A 21,820-nucleotide genomic window follows, 5' to 3' on the forward strand; every position below is an offset into this window, starting at 1 on the left:
AGAAGTACGGTCATTTGACGATACTCTCGCACATGATTACGGGTGTAGCCTACTTAGAATGATCTTTTCGGTACATAGCTCCAAGATGAATTCTCACTCGTTTTACATGCACCTCTCATCAACCGGTAGCTTTCTGTTCGTAAAAATAATTGATACTATTTTTTTCATAGCCTTTGTTCTAGCCATCTCACGAGAAATAGTAGATTTTCGCTAAATAAAGCGCCCGATTGTAAAAGGCCCAAAAATTACCATTCTCTTCATTACACTCTCTGAAAACCAAAAATATATTTCAATCATACGAACAGGCAACGAATATCCTACTTTTTGTTCTGCCGGTATACAATAAAAGCAATTCCATTTACTATAAATGTAAAAATGAGAAGAACTGCTGTGGCTATTACGACTGCACGTGTCGTGTCCATGAGTGCCGCCCAATCCTCAATTTTTACTAAATGATAATGATAGAACATCTGAAAACTAATTGAAATAGCACAGGCACTGATGCTGAGAACGGAAAGGATACCCCAATTAGATTGTTCATGTTTTTTATTTCCCATTAGATAAATAACTGGAAGTATCCAAGCGATTAGTCCTAGTAAGAGACTGCCAATATTAAGCCAACCCATCATAACGAATCCCCCATTCTATTTGTATAGCTGTTTAACAATACTTAACGGTAAATTGTAGGAAAGGTTTCAAATAACTGTATTATTCAATAATATTGCCCTTAAAAGAAAAAGACACGTTGATAAATAAACGCGCCCAATTGCCGAAAACTATTATTCAATTAAAACTACCATGATAAACTCTATCTTTTCGCTTCATTTGTATATGCGTAAATATTTTCACTATTAATATACCAATGATTCCACCAAGCATATTACATAACAAGTAGATAGCATCTACAGAACTAAGGTTCCTAGGAACTAAACTAAACGCCCCTAAGAGAAGACGCAAAAGCTCTGTACCTAAACAACACAATATCACTATAAAAATGGCTTTATTTATATTTTTAAAATGGAAAAGAACGAATAAAAATATCCCTAAAGGAAGTAATAATAAAAAATTATAAACTATAGCTGAATAAGTCCACAAATACATATTGAAGTGGATACGATCAAAAATTCCAAACCAATCATTAGCTCTAATAAAACGACTACTATTGTCTGCTGGATTTAGAGGTAAAAGTGTTATTCCCCCTACTTTAATTTGAAGTAAACATAGTAAATAGAAGAAAAAGCTGTATAGAGGAACACGTCTTTGATTACGCTTGATTTCTTTTCTAAAGTAATCAAGAAATACATCTATTAAAATATAGACCAACAACACTAAAAATCCGAAAGGAACAATATTATATAGAACATAGTTTGTATGCAAGTAAACACCTCCTAAATTTTGTAACTTAGTCAAAAGCATTTTTCCATTTAGATGCTTTTAATGTCATATATAAAAAAATACCCCTATAGACCACCATATCTATAGGGGAAAAAACGGTACGATATTATACTAGTAGGTTATCTCGGAATCTTTTCGATTCGGCGTAAGTGCAGTAATAAGTGCAATTAAATTAGGTGGAATACTAAATAATAAAAACAGCCAGTTTGTCGTCAGGATCGAGATGATCGTGAATACAATAATGGACGTAATGAAGACGAATAGGCCCACCTTCACACGTGAAGGCTGTAACGGGGCTGCACTGGACATATTGATGGTCAAAATAATCCCAATGATTCCCCAACTCGCTACGTGTGTTAATAAAAGGATACCTAAAACCATAGCAGTGCTTAAATCAATTCCAAAATTGAGTAACGTAAAGAAAACATACAGCGCTCCTAATGTCACATACCATGAATAGGATCTCGCCTTTTGCCAAATATGATAGTACAGCTCGTCTAAACCTCTGTTTTTTCTAGCTTTCTGTCGCCCGAACCACCATCCAAGGAGTCCACCAATCACTCCCCCATACAATCCAATCATACCCCAGATATTAATCTCCATCATTCATTCTCCCCTCTTCAAATATAAACACTTCTTCAATTGTGCTATTGAACGCTTTGGAAATATTGTAGGCAAGCTCTAAGGATGGATTGAATTTGCCTGATTCAATAGCAATGATCGATTGCCGTGAAACACCAACTTGTTTCGACAACTCTTCCTGCGTAATCTTGTTCAATTTTCGTAATTCTCGAATTCTGTTTTTCATAATGCCTCCTTTATAAATGTAAAGCAAACTATACATTTAATGTTAAGTAAAGTTTACTTTACATCACTACATATGTCAAGCAAACTTTACAATTTGATTTTTAGTTAGATGAAATGGCAATGTCGAGTAAAGAACAACAAAATTCTATTACTATGTACTATTTTCTGAAAATTTGATAAATTAATAGTGAGGAATGTTTTGAGCGTTACAAAAAGGAGGTTATTCAAATGAGTAAAAAAGAGCTCTTGCAAAATGGAGTCAATCAGGTGTTTTACGAAGAGGAATGGTACCCACCGTTATCAGAAGCATTAACGAATCTCAGTGCTGCGCAAGCTAGTTGGCAACCAGAAGGAAATGCCGCTAATACGATTTGGGAAAATGTAAACCATTTATTAATCTTTAAAGAGCGCTTACTTTCTCGCATACATAAAGATGAGACATTTGTTGCTCCACAAAATAATGATGAAACGTTTGTCCAAGGCGGTGCTCATGATGAAGATGCTTGGCAAGAAACAGTGAATCGAACACTTCACGTACATGATGCCCTACAATCTTCATTAGCATCCTTGCAAGAAGAGGCATTAGATCAACCTAGTCCCGCTCTTCCAGTTTGGCAACAATATCTAAATATCCTTTTGCACGACGCTTACCATACAGGACAAATTGTTCAACTTCGTAAACTACAAGGTTCATGGCCAGCTAAGCGCTCCTACTTATAAACGAGGATTCAAATTGGTGACGGAAAAGCAGATGCCCCCTTAAGTTAGAGACAAACTACTAACTATAGGGGGCATAGCATTTAATTCGTTTCATTATCAATCTTAAGCTGTTTATCTAACATAAACAGTAGAACATCACTAATGTCGAGAGTGGTTTTAGTAAGTTTATAAGTCTATCGGCTTACCACCTGTCACTCCATAAATCTGACCCGTGATATAACTTCCTTCATCCGAGGCCAGAAGAACATAAACGGGTGCAAGCTCTACTGGCTGTCCCGCACGGCCGAGAGGCGTATTTTGACCAAACTCAGGAATCTCTCCTTCTAATTTCCCGTTATCTAGCTGAAGCGGCGTCCAAATCGGGCCAGGTGCAACACCATTGACACGGACACCTTTAGAAGCAAAGTACGAGGATAGGGATACCATAAAGTTGCTTATTGCACCTTTTGTCGCGGCATAATCCATTAAAGATGAGGATGGATCGAAAGATTGAACCGATGTGGTGGTGATAATTGCACTTCCTGGTTCCAAATGTTCTTCAGCAGCTTTTACGGTCTCGAACATGCTGATGATGTTTACTTTGAAAGTGTCTTGCACTTGTTTAATTGTTAAGTCACTTAGGGATGGCTGTGCGATCTGTTGCGCAGCATTTAATACAAGAATGTCCAATCCGCCAAAGGCTTCTATGGTTTTTGTAACAATCTCTGTGGCCGCGTTATCTTCTCGCAAGTCATACGGTAGCAGTAATGCTTTTCTTCCTGCTTTTTCAATTAATTCTTTAACGACGTTGGCATCTTCCTCTTCACCAGGGAAGAATTGTATGGCTACATTGGCTCCTTCACGTGCATAGGCAATAGCGGCAGCACGGCCAATCCCAGAATCGCCTCCTGTAATTAAGGCATTGCGCCCTCCTAGACGATTGTATCCTTTATATGATTCTTCTCCGCAGTCAGGTTTGGGGATCATTCCACGCTGTAGCGCTGGCGTGTTCTGTTCCTGATTTGGGAATTTTTCGGTATGAAATTTTTTACGTGGATCGGTTAGATGTGGGTTTCCCATCAGCTATCATCTCCTATTTTGATTAATTCGTGACAAACACTTTGTGTGCTTACACTGTTACATTTTGTTGAATACCCTCTGAACATTTACTTTAAACAGCATCAGATTTCTTCTGCCCTTCCACCAATGATGGAGTCATTTACATTTTCCTTACAAAAGAAAAAACACCCTATATAAGCGAGCAGACTAGTCCAATGTTGAAATGGATAGTTTGAACACTTACATTGAGTGTTTGAAGAACCTCTATAAAGTAGGTTATGAAAGATATTTAATAACGCTTTGTTTGTTTAAATTAACGCCTCAATTGCTTGAGCTACTTGCTCTTCTGTTAAATTGTGACGCACGATGTAGCGATTGCGCGCATGCTTTGTACATTCGATTGTACAGCCACCTAAATGCTTTGCTTCATTTTCTTCAGATGCGATGATTTGCTTGTTACATTCAGGATTTGCACAGTTAATGTAGCGTTCACAAGGTTCACCGTCATAGTGATCACGACCGACAATCACATGCTCTACTTGATTGATTGGCACCGTTAAACGCTCATCGAAAACGTACATTTGACCATCCCATAATTGACCTTTCGCCACAGGATCTTTTCCATATGTTGCTACACCACCATGTAATTGACCGACATCGCCAAAGCCTTCACGTTTCATCCAACCCGAAAACTTCTCACAACGAATACCACCCGTGCAATATGTTAAAACATTTTTCCCTTCGAATAGCTCACGGTTTGCACGGACCCATTCTGGTGTATCACGGAAATTTTTTACCTCTGGTCGAATCGCGCCACGAAAATGGCCGACATCGTATTCATACGTGTTACGCACATCTAATACTACTGTATTTTCATCTTGCATTTCAGCAAGGAATTGTTCTGGTGACAGGTAGCGACCTGTTAATTCATGTGGGTTGACGTCTTCTTCTAGGCCTAAGTTGACTAACTCAGGACGTGGGCGAACGTGCATTTTTTTGAATGCATGTCCTTCTGCCGCATCAATTTTAAAGACAATGCCTTCGAATAATGGGTCTGCTTGCATGTTTGCCATATATTGCTCTGTTTGCTCAATCGTCCCCGAAACAGTCCCATTGATGCCCTCATTGGCTACTAAAATACGACCTTTTAAACCGATTTCTTTACACATTTCTAAGTGCGTTGCTGAAAACGTCTCTGGGTCTTCAATCTTCGTGTAATGGTAATATAACAAAACTCGATAATTCATTGTTTTCCACCTATCATTTCAATATTTGCAGGATATTCCTGATAGTGTCTTTTACGACCTATTAACCATAAAGGATAATCCGTTAATATGCTATCGGTAATTAGACTGAAATGAGTAGAAATAATTTTCCATATGCCGCTAGATAAAAAAAGACACATTCATTCGTTAAACAAATTTTATATTTTTCTTCACCGCATTTTCTACTAAAGCATAGAGTAAACTCGCAATACCAAAAATAAGCATCGAATTGATAATACTTAAATTATATTCTTCTATAAATCGCGAATCATAAATGATTACGAAAGAAAAAGCCCCTATTGCCCCACCAAATAAAGTGAAGGTAACCACTTTGAACAGCCAATTTTTCATAAAACGACTCACAATAAATGTTAGCGGTAAAAACGAAATCGGATAGAGAATAAAAGCAAAAGAGCTCATTAAGAACATATAACCAACGCCTAAATCACGAAATCCCGTCATATATTCTGATGTCCTGATTTTTCTTCCTTCTAAAACTTCTAAGCCAAATCCAGCTAAGGCAAACAGCACTATAAAAGGTATCCACATGATTAAACAATGATAGAAAGTTTTCATTCTTATCCCTCCCCTTATAAATTTTTACTATAGGTACAATTAAACCCCTTAATCTATCAAACGAAAATCGGGGAAGAATGTTACAATGTTTCTCACCTGACAAAAGATCAAAAAAAGCATATTTTAGGGATTGATACGCCTAAAATATGCCCTTTAATTTCTTCTAATTAAAATACAATCCCAATAATGATGGCTGATAGAACACTTACAAGTGAGGCACCGTATAGCAATTTTAATCCAAAGCGTGCCACTACATTGCCTTGCTTTTCATTTAACCCTTTTACAGCACCTACAATGGTACCAATTGAGCCAAAGTTAGCAAAGGATATGAGGAATACAGAGACAATCGCTGCTGTACGCTCACTGAAGCTATCTTGGATTTTAACGAAGTCCAGCATGGCAACGAATTCATTTGCCACAAGCTTTGTCGCCATGATACTCCCTGCATTCACAGCTTCATGCCAAGGTACACCCATGACAAACGCAATTGGGGCAAAGACATAGCCTAGGAAACCTTGGAATGTGATACCGAAAATGCCATCAAACACACCATTAATGAGGGCAATTAACCCTACAAAGCCTACTAACATAACCCCGACGATGATGGCTACCTTAAAACCGTCCATAATGTATTCGCCTAGCATTTCAAAAAACGTTTGCTTTTCACCTTCCTGCACTTCGATTATATCTTCCTCCGCTTGTACTTCATACGGGTTAATGATTGAGGCCACGATAAAACCACCAAACAAGTTTAATATGAGAGCTGCCACTACATACTTTGGCTCTAGCATCGTCATATAAGAGCCCACAATGGACATCGATACCGTTGACATCGCAGAAGCACATAAGGTATAAAGCCGATGCTTTGGTAAAAAGCCGATTTGATTTTTCACTGAAATGAATACTTCATTTTGCCCTACGATTGCCGCTGCAACCGCATTATAGGATTCTAGTTTTCCCATGCCATTGATTTTACTTAATACGAAACCTATATATTTAATCATAAACGGTAGAATTTTATAATGTTGCAATATGCCGATGATGGCTGACATAAATACGATTGGCATTAAAACATAGAGGAAAAATGTATGTGCACCCTCATTCGCCATCCCACCAAATACAAAATTTGTGCCCTCATTGGCATATTCAAGTAGTTTTGCAAAGCTATCAGCAAATCCTTTAATTAAAAATTCCCCAATACCTGTCTTCAGTAATAGAAACCCTAAAACAAGCTGGATAACAATCATCACAATGATTGGGCGATATTTAATATTTTTCTTATTATTACTTGCAAGCCATGCTAAAAATAGCACGAGTAGTAGACCTACTATCGAAATAATATAATGCATGTTGTCCCCTCCGTAACGAACAATGTTTTCAAATGCTTTTTCTTCCCATCCCATGCAATCCCTTACGCATCGATGATTGTATGAAGAGCAATGTCCACCATATCAAAAAAGGATTTTTCACTTTCCTCGTGCGTTAAGCTTTCATTTGTTAATAGTTGACTACCTACCGTCAAAATAGACAATGCCTTTACCCCATATTTTGCGGCTAACGTATAGAGGGCGGTGCTTTCCATTTCTACCCCTAAAACACCGAATTCCATAAACTTATGAAGCCTGTCTAATGTTTCACGATAAAATTCATCTGAATTATAAATATTGCCAACAAACACATTGCCTTTTTTCCCTTGCGCTCGTTGAAACGCTTTCATTAATAAGGAAAAATCCGCAATTGGTGCGTAATTATTGCCGTAGAAAATTTTCTCCGTCAAATTGCTGTCTGAAGACACTGCTTGGGCTAGAATGATATCGCGGATTTGAATGTCCTTTTGCATCGCGCCACATGTGCCAATACGAATCAATTTTTTCACGCCATAATCGTTGACCAATTCAGTACCGTATATACTCATCGATGGATTCCCCATGCCCGTCCCCTGCACGGAAATCGGTACACCTTTGAACGTTCCTGTATACCCATACATTCCTCTTACTTCGTTATAGCAATAGACATTCTCTAAAAAATGCTCTGCTACAAATCTTGCACGTAAAGGGTCTCCAGGCAGCAAGACACGCTCAGCTATTTCTCCCTTTTTTGCTCCTAAATGTCTACTCATTTTCATTCCTCCAAAAACTTGTCATTTATCTCCAATCCAATTAGGTAACCGTTTTCATTTACCAATAAAAAATACCCATAGCCATTTCCAAAACTACTTCTTTTACAAGAAATCTGTTCAGAAACTACTATGAGTATAAGGTTTAATAATCCTGACAAACTAGACCAGATTGTTACGTTGTGTACGGGAAATAATTGACCAAATTACCGAAGTAATTCTTGACGAATATTATCTAAGTCCCTTTTGGTAGGAATCGTAGATATAATAACAACCGGCACTGTCGTCAAGGCAACGGGAAAATTACTTATGACAAAATCAATGTGATGCTGCTGCACCATCTCATCCGTTAACCCCTTCATAATAGAGGTATTAATAATCAGCTGGTCCCCAATTTCATTCTTGATTAAATTGGCGATATAATGGCGGATTGAAAATTCCTCTCCAATGACCAAGAAGGCTCGTTTACTTTTATAACGTAGCCCTGAACGAACAAGCAAGGTAAGCTTGGTTAAATGAAAGTCATTATACAGGATAGAAGGGTACGCTTTTTTCCATGTTTGCATACAGACCTGCATATCTTGGTAAATTTGCTGACATTCAATTTGGACATAGTTTGTTAAATTACTTTTTGAAATCATCAGCCATTCAGGGATGGCATTATCGATTAAAAGCTTGTCTAAAAACTCATATACCTCCAAGCTAAACCGCTCATTCATATGTAGATTAGGGTAAGCCTTTGCCAATAAGGTGAATAACTGCAGCGCCATTTGATCAATTTCTTTATTTTTATATAATTCGATTTCCTTCATTGGCGTCATGTCTGATCCTTCATAATAATGATATTGGCTTAGACTAAATAGAGATTGCATAAAAAACAATTCACGCTTTGGTAATTCAATCGAAAATTTTTCTTCCAGTGCCTGTGCAAAGTCTTTTACCGGCAAATAGAACATTCCTCTTTCCCAGGCGTAATCATCCTCCGTAATTTTGACATAGTTCCCCTTTCTGGCTCTTTCCAAGACAATCGCCACTAAAAAGGATAATTTCCTTTTGGAGTTAATAAAATAAACAATGCTTTGCTCATGCTCTATTTGCGTGATGCATTGATTGATAAAATCAAAGTCACTATTGGTAAATGGCCATCCTGTATACTCATAGGCATCACCATATAATTTCCAATAAAAATAGCGGATATTCAATTCATTTCCCTTTACGGCGGGCGTCGAGTATGTAATGCGTAGCTTATACGGCTTCAAATCATGATTATTTAGTTGCGTAATCAGCTTCTTCAACGAGGAAGTGCTCATAAACATCGCCTCTGCTAGCTCCTCCATCGAATAAGGTTGCCCATTGATAAACAATAAGTGCATGAAGCGATAGAAGATGGTTTGCCTGAACATGCTCGAAAGCACTTCACTAACGGTTGTACTTCGCCCATCTCGTTGTAGAAAAATTCCCTTTCCTCTAGATACGTCAATCGTCATTGTTGCTGGTAATTGCCGATTGATCTCTTCTACGAGCTTCCGTATGGTCTTATCTGAAATATGTAAGCTTTTTTCAACCTCCCCTAAAGTAAACCATCTTTGTTCAGAATCTAGTAACAGTAATAATTGACTAGCTAATTTGAATTCCTTATCCACGTTCTCACCCTATCCATCATTCACAAAAAGGAACATACACTGGTAGCTGTATGTCCCTTTTTGCGTTTATTTCATATACGTATTTAAAACTTTTTCGATGTCCGTATTAAGCTTGTTGATATCAACTGCTGGCACGGGCTGATTGACAAGCTGATATTTTTCTTTTAGTTTTAGGATTCTTTGGACACTTTCATTGATGCGTTCCTCTGTTATTTCCCCATTGCTGACGGCTACCTTCACCGCTTCTATCGCATCTGTAATATTGGCATATTCATGAGCGATTAAAATAATATCACTACCAGCCTTGATTGAATCGACAGCTGCTTGCCCGATCGCATAATGATTCGTGATGGCCTTCATCGTCATATCATCAGTCATCACAACACCGTCAAAGCCCAGCTGCTTTCTTAGTATACCTGTGATAATTTCCTTCGACATGGAGGAAGGATACTGGGGATCGATCTTTGGCAATAAAATATGTGCGACCATGACGACATCTGCACCATTGTTAATGGCCTCTTTAAATGGGACAAGCTCTAGCCTATTCAAATCGTTCAAGCTTTTTGTCACCTTTGGCAATTCTAAGTGGGAATCCACAGATGTGTCACCATGCCCAGGGAAATGCTTCACGACAGGAATAACCTGCTCCGACTCCAGACCCTTCATTGTTTGAATGCCCAATTTGCTGACAATAGCTGGATCATTGGAAAACGAACGATCCCCGATAATTGGATTATTCGGATTGCTATTGACATCTAATACAGGCGCAAAGTCCAGATTGAAGCCAAATGCCTTTAATTGCTCCCCTAATAATTGGCCTACTTCAAATGAAAACTTGGATTGGTTAATGTCCCCAATTTTTCGGTTCGTTGGGAAATTTTTTAAAGCGCCTGGTAATCTGACTACTTTTCCACCCTCTTGGTCGGTGCCAAGGAAAAGTGGTAGCTGATTATTCGAATTGGCAGCCATTAAGTCATTCATCAATGTGACCGTTTGCTGGGGTGTTTCAAGATTATTGCCATAAAGAATTAAACCACCTACTTTAGCCTTTTGAATAAGGCTTATTGTCTCCTGCTGAAGCGTCGTACCTGAAACACCTGCAAACATCATTTGACCGATTTTCTCGTCCAATGTCATTTGTTCCACCGTATCTGGCGCTTGTGGCTTCAGTTCCGTATAGACCGAAATATGATGAACAGTAGGATTGGCATCACCGTCAATCGGTTTCGGTAAAATCCACTTTAATTGATAGCTGGCATTTACTTGGTAGACAAGAATAATTTGATCGGTTGAAGGATCCTGATAGTAACGAACTTCATCAGGTTCACCCAACTTATTTTTAATATCTGCTAAACGAATGCTTTTGATATTCTCTTTCGATGAACGGATATCGAAGGCCTGTGAACCTCGATAACCAATCGTCACATCCTCATAATCCTCATATTGTCCATTGGCGGATTCCGTGACCTGCTGCGGTTCTCCCCATTGCTCACGAACCGCTTGTTGTTCTGTATCTCCTGCTGCAAATGGCACATCAGGTACTTTTCCTTCTCGCGCGAATTGAGCAATATCCTGTATGAGGACCTCTATATTGTCTGAACCACCTTCCTGTTCGGACGCATCCTCTTGAACGGGCGTTGTCTCAGGATTTCTAGTCGGTAGTGTGACTGGCCTCACTTTCATGCCGATAAAAAAGGCTAGACCCATTAACATCAGCACAAGAACTAGCAGCACACCACGTCTTCTTTTATGCATGTAAAAACCTCCTTCACCAAGCCATTTGGCGACATCGAAACAAATCTATCAACTAACGTTATCATAACTGCCACCTGAATTCAAAGCTCACGCTGTGAACAGAATCGCAGCCTTCAATAGAAAATATTATCGTAAGCTAGCAAAAATGCAAAAGAAGATGTTAAAATATTCACATAAAGGGGGATATAACACATGGGGAAATTAAGTAAAAGAAATATACTGTGGATTGTGCCAATCGGTATCTTAGCGGTATTTTGGTACTTCTATGGTCCACAAAAGGATATTACAGACAATGAATATATTACATACGTAAAAAACTATTCCTATGAAAATAGCGCAAAAACTTTGGAGAGTGCCTTTGCCTCTGCCTGTGAAAATCCATATTGGGTCTATTTTGAAACACAAAAGGGACAGGATGTTGTAGAGTTTGAGGGTGATTGCACGGTGAACAATGAAGTAGCCAAGGTCAATGTACAGTTTCTGGTAGACAACGACATCACAAGTGTTCAATCAGGTGCAATGCTTGTCGATAGTAAAATGCAGGAAGAAGCAGACCGCGATGAATTTTTGCTAGCACTTGCTAAATAATCCCTTATAGTGATGCTATAAGGGTTTTCTCTGGGAAAGCGGATAAAATGTGCAAAGTAGTGGATAGCAACCCTAAAGTGATGGATAGAAAGTTAAAAGTGGGGGATAGATCCTGTGAATTGACGGATAGCTCTGAGAAAGCGGAGTAAGATTTTGATGCTGGAATCGAATAAAAATGGAGAGGGTTGATCCTCTCCAGAAGGTGGTTATTATTTTTTCTTGGCGATCCAAATCGTCCATCGATCCTTTTCAATGATGGAACCTTCAGTGGTAATTGCATTCCTTATATGCTCAAGAAGGGACGATAATTGGATGTCATTTAACTCATGTAATAGACTACGCCCCACTCTACCTTGTAAATCAGCCAATAATTGCTCCTTATTAGCATAGACCTGTCTCGTCTCCCATAGTTTGAGTTCACTAATTTCTTGAAAGCCTACTTCTTGTAAGCTTTCTGTCACCAACTGACTAGTGTGTCTGCGCTCTACTTCCTTTTGAATAAGCGAAGGATAACTTTCAAAGAAATAGCCCCTTATATGATGAGCATCCCCTGGAAGTAAGCAATCCTCTGGGGTGCGATCCTGTACGATAAAATAACCACCTTGCTGTAAAAGCCGAAATGCCTCTTGAAAGCATGCTTTGACATCTTGTATATGATGAATTAAGGCTCGTTCAAGCACGATATCAAAAGTATCCCCTGCAAGCCCTGTATTGAAAGCATTTCCTTGCACAAATGTGATTTGCGGATATGCTCGACAATTTTCTTTCGCTCCGTCTAGCATGGCTAGTGAAAAGTCTACACCTGTTACAGATGCCACCCCCATATCGACAAGTGCCTTGGCATAAATCCCTCCACCACAGCCGATATCTACTGCCTTTCCCATACTATGAAAAGGAATATGTTTCGCTAACGCTGCCTTCCATGAGCTATCTGCCTGTCTAGTTGTATAAGACGTACGATGTTGCTGACTATGAAAATCAATCCCCATTCTCTTCACCCTCCCCTTTTGTTTTAGTGTACTAGTAGATCACCCATAAGAAAAATCTATAATTATTATAAAAATACATAAGATTACCTTATCAAACGAAAAACCCATGCTGGGATATGCATGGGTTGAGCTACCATTAACTATTTCTAGTAGGATGGGAGGACTTTAATATGGTCCGTTCAATTATTCTAATTTCGTTATTTAGTTTTGTAATCGCCGCTTCAATTTGTTGATAGCGCTCCATCCGCTTGACCTTCTCTGTTGGAAGGGAATCCTTTAAAGCAGCCTGTCCCGCGTATAAGCTTGACAGTAAATCTAGCTTTTGAAAATAAGCTGTGCTATATTGCTCCATAACACCCAGCCCCTCATCTGTTACTTTTTTACACGAACTTATGAATTGTTGTTCATATAAGAACTATAACCGAAAAAAGCAGCCTCAAAACTCCATCTAAATTATTATTTATTATCCATTTCCAAGTAAATGATTATTCTATAAAAGCGCTAAAGCTACGTTATTCATCTTTTTTTAACAAAGAATAGATAAATGTATCATGTGCTTGTCCCTTTTGATACATATAGTCCCTCAATATGCCTTCCTGTTGAAATCCAAGCTGAATTAACAGCTTGGAAGATGCCTCATTCTCTAAAAAAACAACGGCTCCAATCCGGTTTAAGTTCATATCCCCAAAACCATATGCAATTACTTTCTGCACAGCTTCCTTTGTATAACCCTGCCGCCAGTAATCAGGATGAATTTCATAGCCAATTTCTGCTCGTTGATGTGCCGCCGACCATAAATGGAAGCCAACTGTACCAATCACTTCATTCGAATCTTTTCGTTCAATTCCCCAACGAATTCCGCGCTTTTCCTCAAAATTTTTAGCAAATTGCTTAATTAACTGCTCAGCCTGCTGTGTGTCAGCAAAAGGCTCCTGCCCATAATAGCGTGTTAAAGCCTCATTGGAAAAGCAACGAAAAATCGCAGGAACATCCTCCTCTGTGAGCTCTCTTAACCTAAGTCTTGCTGTTTCTAATTCTGGAAACATGCTGTTCCCCTCCTCTACCATCCATATCATTCTCTACTCTTCCTACAAAATCCTTTTTTGACAATACAAACGTGCAAACCCCAAAGTAGGCTTGCACGTTTGATTACCCGAAAGCTTGTGCTGCTAGAGCAAATAATGTTTGATTTCTTGTAGGTATTTTTTTGGCATTACAGATCATGACAGGTGGTGTGGCAGCCATCGTAAAACCACTTTGTTGTAAAATTGGACCAAGCTCCTTTTGAACTGATGGACAGTCGATACGTAATTTTCCCTGATAGCCCTTAGCCAATTCATTGATAATATGATGCGCTATTTCTTTACTTGGCGCGACGATTGGTCCTAAAAGTAGATAAATTGGCCCCGCGATTGTTAAGCCATAGCCAATCATTTGGTTGTCTTGATTTTTGATAGCAACACAGCGCTGTGACTGCTGTATTCTTTTACGCAAAAAGATTCTTCTACTATCCCCAAAGGCTGCTGCATCAAGTTGGGCCAGCTGTTCAAAATCCTGTTCTTGAAATTCTTTGATAGTGCCTAAAAAATCGGCTTTGCTAGTCGTCTCAACATATTTGTCTGCCAAATATTTATGTACATGCTCAACAGTCGTGAAGCCCATTTTTTGATATAAAGGTTGTCCTTCTATTGTAGCTACGAGCATAATCGCTGTTTCCGCTGAAACACTATCGATACAGGCTTGTGTAACGATTCTACCTAAGCCAAAACCTCTGCATTGCTCATGTACAATCACCATGCCAATGGAAGCTACATTTGTGTCGTAGGGAATAATGGCTGCACTGGAAACAATTTTTCCTTTCATATTTTTATGTCCAACTATTCTACCTGCTGCCATAATCGTTTCAATTTCGTAGGCATCGTAATCCCATCCAACGGAAGCTGATAGCTCGATTAATCCCTGAATATCACTAGAAGTAAATAAAGTTAGCTCAAAATTCAATTAGATACACCCTCTCGAAAGAACATATGTTCCATTTTACAAAATCCCCCTTCCATATACAAGCAATATCTCTTAGCTTTAGCAATTATTACTATATAATTATTGTAAAATAGCCTATAATAGTTGCTAGACTATGCACTCCTACTTCAAGCATATAAAGGTGATTTCAACATGACATCCTATGAACGTATTCTTATAATGGTCCCGCCGTTTCCCTAGCTACGCAATCTACTTGTAACTAACAAAGTAGAATTTTGCTTGTAGGAGGGCAATATGTTGAAAAAACAGGCAGTACCATCTTTATTATTAATGATTGTTCTTGTGGCTTTTCCACAAATTAGTGAAACAATATACACACCATCACTTCCGGATATTGCCGCTGCACTTGATGTAGCCAATAGCTCTGTCCAATTAACATTAAGTATCTATTTTATTGGCTTTGCGTTCGGTGTTTTCTGCTGGGGATGGATTTCTGATTTTATTGGCCGTAGACCTGCCATGCTAGGTGGTTTAATTTTTTATGGAATAGGTAGCCTACTCTGCTTTTACGCAGAGACAATCCCTTTTCTATTAGCAAGTCGATTGCTACAAGCATTCGGCGCTGCAACTGGCTCCATTATTACGCAAACCATTTTGCGTGAAAGTGTGACGGGAAGTCAACGCCATGCTATGTTTGCTCAAATTTCAGCCGTCATTGCCTTTACCCCAGCTATAGGGCCGTTAATTGGTGGTTGGGTGGATCAAGCATTAGGCTTTCGAGCCGTGTTTTTTGTCCTTGTCATCATGAGTATCCTGTTGTTTATCTATGCTTATTGCAGACTTCCAGAAACAACCAATCCTGCAACAAGACAAAGAACAGCGATTTGGCCTGTCGTCAAACGCATCTTTGCTTCACCCATCGTGCTTGTCTATGGGCTACTAATAGGAGGCATTAATGGTGTTCTATTTAGCTACTATGCCGAAGCACCCTTTATATTCATCGAGCATTTCCAGCTGTCACCTGGCCTGTACGGATTTCTTGGCATTATCGTTGCCCTTGCTTCCATAATTGGGGCTATGATTTCAAAGCGACTCGTCATCAGCCATTCGCCACAAAAAATCATCCATGTGGGCTGTTTGGTAATGCTTGTTGGCACTTTGCTTTTGACCATCGTTTGTACCCTGCCATTGCACGCGAGCATGATGGCCATTGGTATGCTGATTACTATTTTTATCACACTGCTAGGCTCGGGCATCGCACTTCCTAATTGCTTAAGTTTAGCGTTAGTAGATTTTCAGGATGTGATTGGCACAGCAGGCGCTATCTTTAGTCTCGGCTATTACTTACTCGTCAGTGCCATCACATCTGGTATGAGCTTACTGCATAACGGTTCTTTACTGACAATGCCACTTTATTTCTTAGGTCTATCCTTGATAATGTGGCTTTGCGGGAGAAAGTTTATTCGATAATGGAAGAAAGCGGGCTTCCAATCGCTATCTCTTTTAGATAGATGAAAGACTAGAACAAAACCTCTCCTCCGAATAGAAAAAGTGGGTGAAATTTTACTCTTCGTAAAATTTCACCCACTTTGATTATAGGATAGCCTAGCTCTAAATTTTCCCCACTGGCACCTATTGAATTTTCTCACTCAAAGTGTAAATACTTAATGACAAAGATTGAACTATGTCAGTAGGCATCGTGCAGTGATCTAACTATCTCCTGATGCATAAAACTGATATAATAGATATACCATTAAAGTGAGGGGTGTTATTTATGAAAGAAAATTCATCCTTAGAACGTAAAAAGCAAGTGCAATTCGCAGTTGGTTTGGCTGCCATTGACGGTGGAAAACCGAGCGCATTTACACAGAACCTCTTAAACCAATATGAAAATGGTCAAGTATCATCCAGCCAATTGAAACAAGCGATTGTTGAAAAATATACAAGGGCTTCACAGTAGTTTATGGACCCATATATTTATCCTAATACAAATGTCTTAATCAACAAATTAAATATTCGAGATGAACAACAATTGATTGACGTTGAAGCACAACTGTTAATCGCTGGGATTATAGATATTTCTTCTATCACGCATGAGATTGACTTCCAAAAATATAAAAGTCTCCAAAAGATTCATCACTTCCTTTTTCATGAGCTATATTTATGGGCAGGAGAATTCCGCACAGTCAATATTTATAAAAGCGAACATGTTTTAAGTGGATTATCTGTTGCTTATAGTGATAAAGATCACATTGTATCTGATTTAAAAACTATTTTCAGTTGGTCTAAATCTAAGCAATGGAAGTATTCTAATCCTCTCCTTGTTGAGGACTTTTCTTCATTTATGACAAAACTTTGGCGTGTTCATCCTTTCCGAGAAGGAAATACACGAACGGTATCGATTTTCATGAAGCTTTTTGCTGAAGCAAATAGGCTAGACTTCAATGCTCAATTGCTCTCACAGTATGCAGGATATTTACGAAATGCACTAGTTCTTGCAGCAGTAGAAGAAGCTCCGGAACCACAATATTTATTGAAGATGATGACAGATGCTCTGGATGTAGCTGATTTCAATAAATTCAAGGCTGACGATGAAACGTCTAATTATCAAGTAATTGGGCGTTATGATGTTTCCAAGTATAAAGAAAAGCCCTTTGAAACGGATTAAGGAATGATTTATTTACAGATTTAATACGCTAAAAAGGATGGTGATTTGTAATTGAATCATCATCCTTTATATATATATTTCGCAAATGGGATCAATTAATTCATTTAAAACCTTTTACTCTTAGAAAAATCACCTCCTAATTGAAATTTAGTTTTTAACCCCATATTCAATCGAAGGTGTATTTTTTTATTTGTCTATACTGTTGAGGTCAGTCCTCAACATCAATTTTCCACTTTTTATACACCTACTAGTTTTTTCTAGCTGCTTCTCCTATCCTTGAAAATAATAATCCAACACTTCCTGAGGGGTATGAAAAACTTTGTTGCTTTGCGTTTTATAAAGAAATTTGGGATTCGTACAGGCTTTCTCTAGACTTTTTGCTTGCTTTAGCTTATCCGTCATTTGCTCAATAATATCTGTGTAGCCATCGAGCTGGTTTGAAATTTTCGGTAGCATCGTTGGTGAGATATCGAGTACAATAGAGACTTGATCCTCAGCATAACTATTTAAATTGATAAAAAAGCATTCTTCCAAATGCTTTGAATGTTTATCTACATTAATGACAGCCTCTTGATAATTGGCGATTAACCCTGTTGATGTATTCGTAATTGTAAAGCCTTGCTGTGTCAAATGCTGTTCAACTAGCATTAAAAACTGCTCGACCTCTGCATCTAGCTTTGGCGTAACAGTTGATTGAATTAAATCATTACATTTCTGATAAATGGTATCAATTTCGGTCTGTTTTTCGACAAGTAATTTAAAATTGGACATTGAATACACGCTTCATCTCCCCTTTTTACTAAGGTAGACATTCATGAAGCGTTTTAGTCATGATCACGAAAAATAACAATTAAAAGGAGAAGTCCATGATTAGAAATTCTGTCAAAGCCATCATCATCGTGGATGGGAAACTATTGCTAACAAAAAATCAAGATATAGAGGGCTACTTTTACCTTTGTCCAGGTGGTGGACAGGAGCATGGAGAGACCTTTCACAAGACGTTGCAAAGGGAATGCCTGGAGGAAATTGGCTCCTCCGTTCACATTGGAGAGCTGTTATTTATCCGTGAATACATCGGACAAAATCATGAGCATGCCGCCTTTGACGCTGATGTACATCAGGTAGAATATTATTTTCTCTGTCAGCTAAATGCGCAAACTTGTCAACCAACGAATCCTGATAGTCTTCAAATTGGGACACAATGGATACCGATTGAAAAGCTTCATACATATAGACTTTACCCCAAAGCGCTTACCCAACCATTACAGAAATTTATACGAGGACAACAAACAACAATCTATTTGGGCGATGTCAATTAAAACAGGCTGTCTATCTCCTTAGACAGCCTATTCTTAAGGAAGCACTTTCACCATCGTATAGTAGCTACTGCCTGGTGGATAATCTTTAATTTCTCCCACTACTTGATAGCCATGTGCCTCATAAAAGGTACGCGCTTGAAACTCGTAGGTTGTCAGTAGGGCTTTTGTTGCCCCCATGTCCTTGGCTACTAACTCTGCCTGTGCTAAGAGCTTTGTGCCAATTCCCTTTCCACGATATTCTTCACTAAACCAAAATTTATGTATTTCTATCCATCCCCAGTAGACTTCAGCTGTTATACCACCTATCCATTGCTGCTGTTGATCTGTGACGATTAACTGTAAAGGAAGAACCGCACCCTTCTTTCTACTTTCGCGATGATAAGGAGATTGCTCATTATTAAAGGCACGAATTTTTTCGCTTAAAAAATTTGTAAAATCCTCATGCTGTCCCCGTAAAACCTCTACTTGATATTCCATCTCGATCCTCCTATTCCTGGTAACGCTTTATCAGCTTGTCTTGATGAGCTGCAAATATTTCTTCTAATGGAATATCGTACTGATTGGCAATCACTATAAGATTTCCTAAGACATCCCCTAGCTCTTCAATTAGCTCCTGCTTATTTTCTTCAAAGGATGGTGTTTTTTCATCTGGTCGATCTCTACCAATCTCGATTGCTCGAATCGCCCTGGCTACCTCACCTGTTTCTTCTGCCAAGAAGCCAATACGTGTAAAAATATTAAGCTCTGACCAGCCACGTGCTTCATAGTAATCCTTTACCCAGCGTTGAAATTCATTTAGTTCCAATTCAGTTTCCTCCATTTCCTTCCTCTTCAAAATAAATTATACTATAAAAGAATTCGATCAGATATGGAGGAAATCAGCTATGAAAAGTATTGCCGTATTTTGCGGATCCAGTCTAGGCGCTTCCGATGCTTATCGTCAAGGAGCGATTTTACTAGGAAAAGAATTAGCCAAAAGACAAATTACTCTTATTTATGGTGGTGCTTCTGTAGGCATCATGGCAACAGTAGCGAATACAGTGCTAGAAGAAGGCGGCAAGGTCATTGGGGTGATTCCGACATTATTAGAAGAACGTGAAATTGCGCATCAACAGCTGACAGAGCTGATTGTTGTAAAGACAATGCATGAACGTAAAAGTAAAATGATGGAATTAGCAGATGGCTTTATTGCCCTTCCTGGTGGACCTGGAACATTAGAGGAATTTTTTGAAGTATTTACGTGGAATCAAATCGGGCTGCTTCAAAAACCTTGTGCTATTTTCAATATGGAAAACTATTTTGATTTATTAATATCTTTCTTTGACCATATGCAAAATGAACAATTTTTAAAAGCACAATATCGTGATGCACTTATTGTTGATGAGGACGCAGCAGCACTATTAGATAAATGTGAAAGCTTTGTTCCTCCAGCTGTGAAAACTTATGAATTAAGCAAATAATAAAATGGTGAGGGTGGACCTAATTGAACTATCCTCACCTTTTTCATGCTCTAATCTCCAATACGATCCTACATGACTATGCGAAACAAAAGAAGGACCTGATTGTTCTGATTACTAGAATTTGGCTACTATGATTTCATAATTCTGCTTTCTTTTCCCGCCTTTTCACTGCTACCACAGCAATCAATACCATCCCAAGCTTCACCAGCCCAATAATGGCATACAGACTAAATGAAAGAATCGCTGGTAATAATACCAGCCACCACGACCATGTAATGACATTTGTTAGCTTTAATACGACAAAGACAATGGTCAACACTTCTGCAATGCCCATCATTTCACCACCTTACAGCCCATCCTTGACTATATAGTAACTATATATCTTACGATAAGGAACATTACAGGAAAAATTTTCACTACTTTTTCTAAATCATACAACAGGAGGCAGTAAGATGACGAATATTTTTGTAAAAAGTGAGTTTGCTCCTTTAAAACGAGTTGTCATGGCGCAATCGGAATTTGCTTTTCCAGCTAAGGAGGCTCCAACAGATGATGAATTTTTAACAGAAGAAACACTAGCACTTTATGCAAGCGTAGATACACTCGGTAAAAATTTTAAAGATGTCTTTCCAGAAAGACAGCAGCAATGGGAATTGGAACGAGCAAATTTAAAAAAAGTATTAGAAAAATACGGGGTAGAAGTACAAGTACCAAGACGTTTAACAGACTATGAAAAAGAAGTAGGAAAAGAAGATGGCTATAGCAATTTCTTCGTTCGCGATCCCTTTTTCACTATCGGCCATTTTTTAATCGAGGGCTCCCTTCGATTCCCACATAGACGCAACGAAGTTTTGCCCGTACGTAATCTTTTAGCACAGGAAGCAAATGAAAATCAATGCTTCTATGTCTCCATTCCAAAGCCTGATATGGCAGATGGTTTAGATTCTGAAGCTGGCCCGTTTTTAGAGGGCGGCGATGTGTTAGTGTTAAATAAAACGATTTTTGTCGGGAATTCAGGACTAGCCTCCAATAAAAATGGTGTGCAGTGGCTGCGTAATTTAGCAAGTAACTTTGATTATACGGTGGTCGAAGTGCCGCTTCATCCAACCATTCTTCATCTCGACTGTGCGCTTAGCCTCGTTAGAGAGGGTCTAATGATTGTCTGCGAGGAAGCACTCATTGATGGTATTCCCAAACAGCTAAAAGATTGGGATAAAATTCACGTTTCCCTAGAAGATGCCGCAAAACTTGCTACTAACGGCTTACCTATTAATGAAGAAGTCTATATTACAGACAAAGAATTTACATGGATTGGCGAGCAACTAGCGAAGAGAGGTATCACCGTAGAATATGTTGATTTTACGATTTCTCGAAGCTTTGGCGGTTCTTTTAGATGTAGTACACAACCCCTATTACGCACGGATCTCTAGAAATTATCTCTCCCCACTAAAAAATAGTATGAATAATGAGCAACCTGAAATGGCACATTATTTGTAGGAGG

The 21,820-nt window shown here is 38.7% G+C and carries 27 protein-coding genes; 8 read left to right on the forward strand and 19 right to left on the reverse strand.

The genetic code is table 11. The features are described 5' to 3' along the window. Positions 1 to 317: 317 nt before the first annotated feature. The 4 genes from NY607_RS01305 to NY607_RS01320 all read right to left on the reverse strand — a co-directional run bounded on the left by NY607_RS01305 (position 318) and on the right by NY607_RS01320 (position 2,203). Positions 318 to 629 (reverse strand): hypothetical protein, encoded by a 312-nt coding sequence (locus tag NY607_RS01305; protein WP_259418982.1) that lies wholly within the window; start codon positions 627 to 629, stop codon positions 318 to 320. Between the two features lie 154 nt (positions 630 to 783). Continuing rightward, positions 784 to 1,377 (reverse strand): VanZ family protein, encoded by a 594-nt coding sequence (locus tag NY607_RS01310; protein WP_259418983.1) that lies wholly within the window; start codon positions 1,375 to 1,377, stop codon positions 784 to 786. Positions 1,378 to 1,506: 129 nt separating this feature from the next. Further along, positions 1,507 to 1,998: a hypothetical protein gene (locus NY607_RS01315; RefSeq protein ID WP_259418984.1), complete on the reverse strand. Its 492-nt coding sequence runs from the start codon at positions 1,996 to 1,998 to the stop codon at positions 1,507 to 1,509. After that, complete coding sequence (locus NY607_RS01320; RefSeq protein ID WP_054548780.1) at positions 1,988 to 2,203, reverse strand: helix-turn-helix transcriptional regulator; 216 nt, start codon at positions 2,201 to 2,203, stop codon at positions 1,988 to 1,990. Before NY607_RS01320 ends, NY607_RS01315 begins: the two co-directional genes overlap by 11 nt. 227 nt (positions 2,204 to 2,430) lie before the next feature. On the opposite strand from NY607_RS01320, the gene NY607_RS01325 reads away from it, so the two are divergent. Continuing rightward, positions 2,431 to 2,922, forward strand: a complete 492-nt coding sequence (locus NY607_RS01325) for a DinB family protein (RefSeq protein WP_259418985.1) — start codon at positions 2,431 to 2,433, stop codon at positions 2,920 to 2,922. 165 nt (positions 2,923 to 3,087) lie between these two features. On the opposite strand, the gene NY607_RS01330 is transcribed toward NY607_RS01325, so the two are convergent. The 7 genes from NY607_RS01330 to nagZ all read right to left on the reverse strand — a co-directional run bounded on the left by NY607_RS01330 (position 3,088) and on the right by nagZ (position 11,315). Further along, positions 3,088 to 3,981 carry an SDR family oxidoreductase gene (locus tag NY607_RS01330; protein WP_131519909.1) on the reverse strand — a complete coding sequence of 298 codons (894 nt, stop codon included), beginning with the start codon at positions 3,979 to 3,981 and terminating at the stop codon, positions 3,088 to 3,090. Between the two features lie 287 nt (positions 3,982 to 4,268). Further along, positions 4,269 to 5,207, reverse strand: coding sequence for an oxygen-dependent tRNA uridine(34) hydroxylase TrhO (gene trhO, locus NY607_RS01335; protein WP_115674027.1), 939 nt, complete (start codon positions 5,205 to 5,207; stop codon positions 4,269 to 4,271). Between the two features lie 165 nt (positions 5,208 to 5,372). Further along, the gene (locus NY607_RS01340) at positions 5,373 to 5,801 is read right to left on the reverse strand and encodes a hypothetical protein (RefSeq protein WP_237900466.1); all 429 of its coding nucleotides are present in this window, start codon (positions 5,799 to 5,801) and stop codon (positions 5,373 to 5,375) included. Positions 5,802 to 5,968: 167 nt separating this feature from the next. After that, on the reverse strand, positions 5,969 to 7,150 hold the full coding sequence (locus NY607_RS01345; RefSeq protein WP_237900464.1) for a NupC/NupG family nucleoside CNT transporter: 1,182 nt from the start codon (positions 7,148 to 7,150) through the stop codon (positions 5,969 to 5,971). A gap of 62 nt (positions 7,151 to 7,212) precedes the next feature. After that, positions 7,213 to 7,920, reverse strand: a complete 708-nt coding sequence (deoD, locus tag NY607_RS01350) for a purine-nucleoside phosphorylase (RefSeq protein ID WP_054548784.1) — start codon at positions 7,918 to 7,920, stop codon at positions 7,213 to 7,215. Positions 7,921 to 8,123: 203 nt separating this feature from the next. Then, positions 8,124 to 9,560 carry an AcpB/EbpR/MafR family transcriptional regulator gene (locus NY607_RS01355; RefSeq protein WP_259418986.1) on the reverse strand — a complete coding sequence of 479 codons (1,437 nt, stop codon included), beginning with the start codon at positions 9,558 to 9,560 and terminating at the stop codon, positions 8,124 to 8,126. Between the two features lie 66 nt (positions 9,561 to 9,626). Further along, a complete protein-coding gene (gene nagZ, locus NY607_RS01360; RefSeq protein ID WP_259418987.1) occupies positions 9,627 to 11,315 on the reverse strand; it encodes a beta-N-acetylhexosaminidase in 1,689 nt (562 codons plus the stop codon). A gap of 192 nt (positions 11,316 to 11,507) precedes the next feature. Between nagZ and NY607_RS01365 the strand changes: the two genes are divergently transcribed. Beyond that, on the forward strand, positions 11,508 to 11,903 hold the full coding sequence (locus NY607_RS01365; RefSeq protein WP_048390581.1) for a hypothetical protein: 396 nt from the start codon (positions 11,508 to 11,510) through the stop codon (positions 11,901 to 11,903). A 209-nt stretch (positions 11,904 to 12,112) separates the two neighbouring features. On the opposite strand, the gene NY607_RS01370 is transcribed toward NY607_RS01365, so the two are convergent. From NY607_RS01370 to NY607_RS01385, 4 genes are all read right to left on the reverse strand, one after another. Then, positions 12,113 to 12,892 carry a class I SAM-dependent methyltransferase gene (locus NY607_RS01370; protein WP_131519906.1) on the reverse strand — a complete coding sequence of 260 codons (780 nt, stop codon included), beginning with the start codon at positions 12,890 to 12,892 and terminating at the stop codon, positions 12,113 to 12,115. A 136-nt stretch (positions 12,893 to 13,028) separates the two neighbouring features. Next, on the reverse strand, positions 13,029 to 13,244 hold the full coding sequence (locus NY607_RS01375; RefSeq protein ID WP_054548789.1) for a hypothetical protein: 216 nt from the start codon (positions 13,242 to 13,244) through the stop codon (positions 13,029 to 13,031). A gap of 160 nt (positions 13,245 to 13,404) precedes the next feature. Next, on the reverse strand, positions 13,405 to 13,938 hold the full coding sequence (locus tag NY607_RS01380) for a GNAT family N-acetyltransferase (protein WP_066037504.1): 534 nt from the start codon (positions 13,936 to 13,938) through the stop codon (positions 13,405 to 13,407). Positions 13,939 to 14,041: 103 nt separating this feature from the next. Continuing rightward, on the reverse strand, positions 14,042 to 14,893 hold the full coding sequence (locus NY607_RS01385) for a GNAT family N-acetyltransferase (RefSeq protein WP_131519905.1): 852 nt from the start codon (positions 14,891 to 14,893) through the stop codon (positions 14,042 to 14,044). A gap of 276 nt (positions 14,894 to 15,169) precedes the next feature. Here NY607_RS01385 and NY607_RS01390 point away from each other — a divergent pair, with 276 nt between their 5' ends. The 3 genes from NY607_RS01390 to NY607_RS01400 all read left to right on the forward strand — a co-directional run bounded on the left by NY607_RS01390 (position 15,170) and on the right by NY607_RS01400 (position 17,540). Beyond that, positions 15,170 to 16,342, forward strand: a complete 1,173-nt coding sequence (locus NY607_RS01390; RefSeq protein ID WP_193767302.1) for a multidrug effflux MFS transporter — start codon at positions 15,170 to 15,172, stop codon at positions 16,340 to 16,342. Positions 16,343 to 16,646: 304 nt separating this feature from the next. After that, positions 16,647 to 16,832 carry an antitoxin VbhA family protein gene (locus NY607_RS01395; RefSeq protein ID WP_131519903.1) on the forward strand — a complete coding sequence of 62 codons (186 nt, stop codon included), beginning with the start codon at positions 16,647 to 16,649 and terminating at the stop codon, positions 16,830 to 16,832. Between the two features lie 3 nt (positions 16,833 to 16,835). Continuing rightward, a complete protein-coding gene (locus tag NY607_RS01400; protein ID WP_048390571.1) occupies positions 16,836 to 17,540 on the forward strand; it encodes a Fic/DOC family protein in 705 nt (234 codons plus the stop codon). A gap of 270 nt (positions 17,541 to 17,810) precedes the next feature. Here the strand turns inward: NY607_RS01400 and NY607_RS01405 are convergent, their stop codons facing one another. Beyond that, positions 17,811 to 18,311 (reverse strand): hypothetical protein, encoded by a 501-nt coding sequence (locus NY607_RS01405; RefSeq protein WP_227744841.1) that lies wholly within the window; start codon positions 18,309 to 18,311, stop codon positions 17,811 to 17,813. 95 nt (positions 18,312 to 18,406) lie between these two features. Here NY607_RS01405 and NY607_RS01410 point away from each other — a divergent pair, with 95 nt between their 5' ends. Further along, positions 18,407 to 18,859, forward strand: a complete 453-nt coding sequence (locus NY607_RS01410; RefSeq protein WP_259418988.1) for an NUDIX domain-containing protein — start codon at positions 18,407 to 18,409, stop codon at positions 18,857 to 18,859. A 33-nt stretch (positions 18,860 to 18,892) separates the two neighbouring features. Here NY607_RS01410 and NY607_RS01415 read toward each other — a convergent pair whose 3' ends face one another. Continuing rightward, entirely contained in the window at positions 18,893 to 19,336 is a 444-nt protein-coding gene (locus NY607_RS01415) for a GNAT family N-acetyltransferase (protein ID WP_259418989.1), read from the reverse strand. A gap of 10 nt (positions 19,337 to 19,346) precedes the next feature. Then, entirely contained in the window at positions 19,347 to 19,664 is a 318-nt protein-coding gene (locus NY607_RS01420; RefSeq protein ID WP_054548807.1) for a MazG nucleotide pyrophosphohydrolase domain-containing protein, read from the reverse strand. Positions 19,665 to 19,743: 79 nt separating this feature from the next. On the opposite strand from NY607_RS01420, the gene NY607_RS01425 reads away from it, so the two are divergent. Then, a complete protein-coding gene (locus NY607_RS01425) occupies positions 19,744 to 20,319 on the forward strand; it encodes an LOG family protein (RefSeq protein ID WP_054548794.1) in 576 nt (191 codons plus the stop codon). 136 nt (positions 20,320 to 20,455) lie between these two features. Here NY607_RS01425 and NY607_RS01430 read toward each other — a convergent pair whose 3' ends face one another. Continuing rightward, positions 20,456 to 20,653, reverse strand: coding sequence for a transmembrane Fragile-X-F protein (locus NY607_RS01430; protein WP_054548795.1), 198 nt, complete (start codon positions 20,651 to 20,653; stop codon positions 20,456 to 20,458). A gap of 118 nt (positions 20,654 to 20,771) precedes the next feature. Here NY607_RS01430 and NY607_RS01435 point away from each other — a divergent pair, with 118 nt between their 5' ends. Then, entirely contained in the window at positions 20,772 to 21,749 is a 978-nt protein-coding gene (locus tag NY607_RS01435; protein ID WP_131519899.1) for a dimethylarginine dimethylaminohydrolase family protein, read from the forward strand. Positions 21,750 to 21,820 lie beyond the last annotated feature (71 nt).

Source organism: Lysinibacillus sp. A4 (genome assembly GCF_024919535.1).
GTDB lineage: Bacteria > Bacillota > Bacilli > Bacillales_A > Planococcaceae > Lysinibacillus > Lysinibacillus capsici.

What these genes read in the sequence shown, in the direction of transcription:
- NY607_RS01305 (WP_259418982.1), bottom strand. Translation starts at nt 629, where the DNA reads ATGATGGGTTGGCTTAATATTGGCAGTCTCTTACTAGGACTAATCGCT.
- NY607_RS01315 (WP_259418984.1), bottom strand. Translation starts at nt 1,998, where the DNA reads ATGGAGATTAATATCTGGGGTATGATTGGATTGTATGGGGGAGTGATT.
- NY607_RS01320 (WP_054548780.1), bottom strand. Translation starts at nt 2,203, where the DNA reads ATGAAAAACAGAATTCGAGAATTACGAAAATTGAACAAGATTACGCAG.
- NY607_RS01325 (WP_259418985.1), top strand. Translation starts at nt 2,431, where the DNA reads ATGAGTAAAAAAGAGCTCTTGCAAAATGGAGTCAATCAGGTGTTTTAC.
- NY607_RS01330 (WP_131519909.1), bottom strand. Translation starts at nt 3,981, where the DNA reads ATGGGAAACCCACATCTAACCGATCCACGTAAAAAATTTCATACCGAA.
- trhO (WP_115674027.1), bottom strand. Translation starts at nt 5,207, where the DNA reads ATGAATTATCGAGTTTTGTTATATTACCATTACACGAAGATTGAAGAC.
- NY607_RS01340 (WP_237900466.1), bottom strand. Translation starts at nt 5,801, where the DNA reads ATGAAAACTTTCTATCATTGTTTAATCATGTGGATACCTTTTATAGTG.
- NY607_RS01345 (WP_237900464.1), bottom strand. Translation starts at nt 7,150, where the DNA reads ATGCATTATATTATTTCGATAGTAGGTCTACTACTCGTGCTATTTTTA.
- deoD (WP_054548784.1), bottom strand. Translation starts at nt 7,920, where the DNA reads ATGAGTAGACATTTAGGAGCAAAAAAGGGAGAAATAGCTGAGCGTGTC.
- nagZ (WP_259418987.1), bottom strand. Translation starts at nt 11,315, where the DNA reads ATGCATAAAAGAAGACGTGGTGTGCTGCTAGTTCTTGTGCTGATGTTA.
- NY607_RS01365 (WP_048390581.1), top strand. Translation starts at nt 11,508, where the DNA reads ATGGGGAAATTAAGTAAAAGAAATATACTGTGGATTGTGCCAATCGGT.
- NY607_RS01370 (WP_131519906.1), bottom strand. Translation starts at nt 12,892, where the DNA reads ATGGGGATTGATTTTCATAGTCAGCAACATCGTACGTCTTATACAACT.
- NY607_RS01375 (WP_054548789.1), bottom strand. Translation starts at nt 13,244, where the DNA reads ATGGAGCAATATAGCACAGCTTATTTTCAAAAGCTAGATTTACTGTCA.
- NY607_RS01380 (WP_066037504.1), bottom strand. Translation starts at nt 13,938, where the DNA reads ATGTTTCCAGAATTAGAAACAGCAAGACTTAGGTTAAGAGAGCTCACA.
- NY607_RS01395 (WP_131519903.1), top strand. Translation starts at nt 16,647, where the DNA reads ATGAAAGAAAATTCATCCTTAGAACGTAAAAAGCAAGTGCAATTCGCA.
- NY607_RS01400 (WP_048390571.1), top strand. Translation starts at nt 16,836, where the DNA reads ATGGACCCATATATTTATCCTAATACAAATGTCTTAATCAACAAATTA.
- NY607_RS01405 (WP_227744841.1), bottom strand. Translation starts at nt 18,311, where the DNA reads ATGTCCAATTTTAAATTACTTGTCGAAAAACAGACCGAAATTGATACC.
- NY607_RS01410 (WP_259418988.1), top strand. Translation starts at nt 18,407, where the DNA reads ATGATTAGAAATTCTGTCAAAGCCATCATCATCGTGGATGGGAAACTA.
- NY607_RS01415 (WP_259418989.1), bottom strand. Translation starts at nt 19,336, where the DNA reads ATGGAATATCAAGTAGAGGTTTTACGGGGACAGCATGAGGATTTTACA.
- NY607_RS01425 (WP_054548794.1), top strand. Translation starts at nt 19,744, where the DNA reads ATGAAAAGTATTGCCGTATTTTGCGGATCCAGTCTAGGCGCTTCCGAT.
- NY607_RS01430 (WP_054548795.1), bottom strand. Translation starts at nt 20,653, where the DNA reads ATGGGCATTGCAGAAGTGTTGACCATTGTCTTTGTCGTATTAAAGCTA.
- NY607_RS01435 (WP_131519899.1), top strand. Translation starts at nt 20,772, where the DNA reads ATGACGAATATTTTTGTAAAAAGTGAGTTTGCTCCTTTAAAACGAGTT.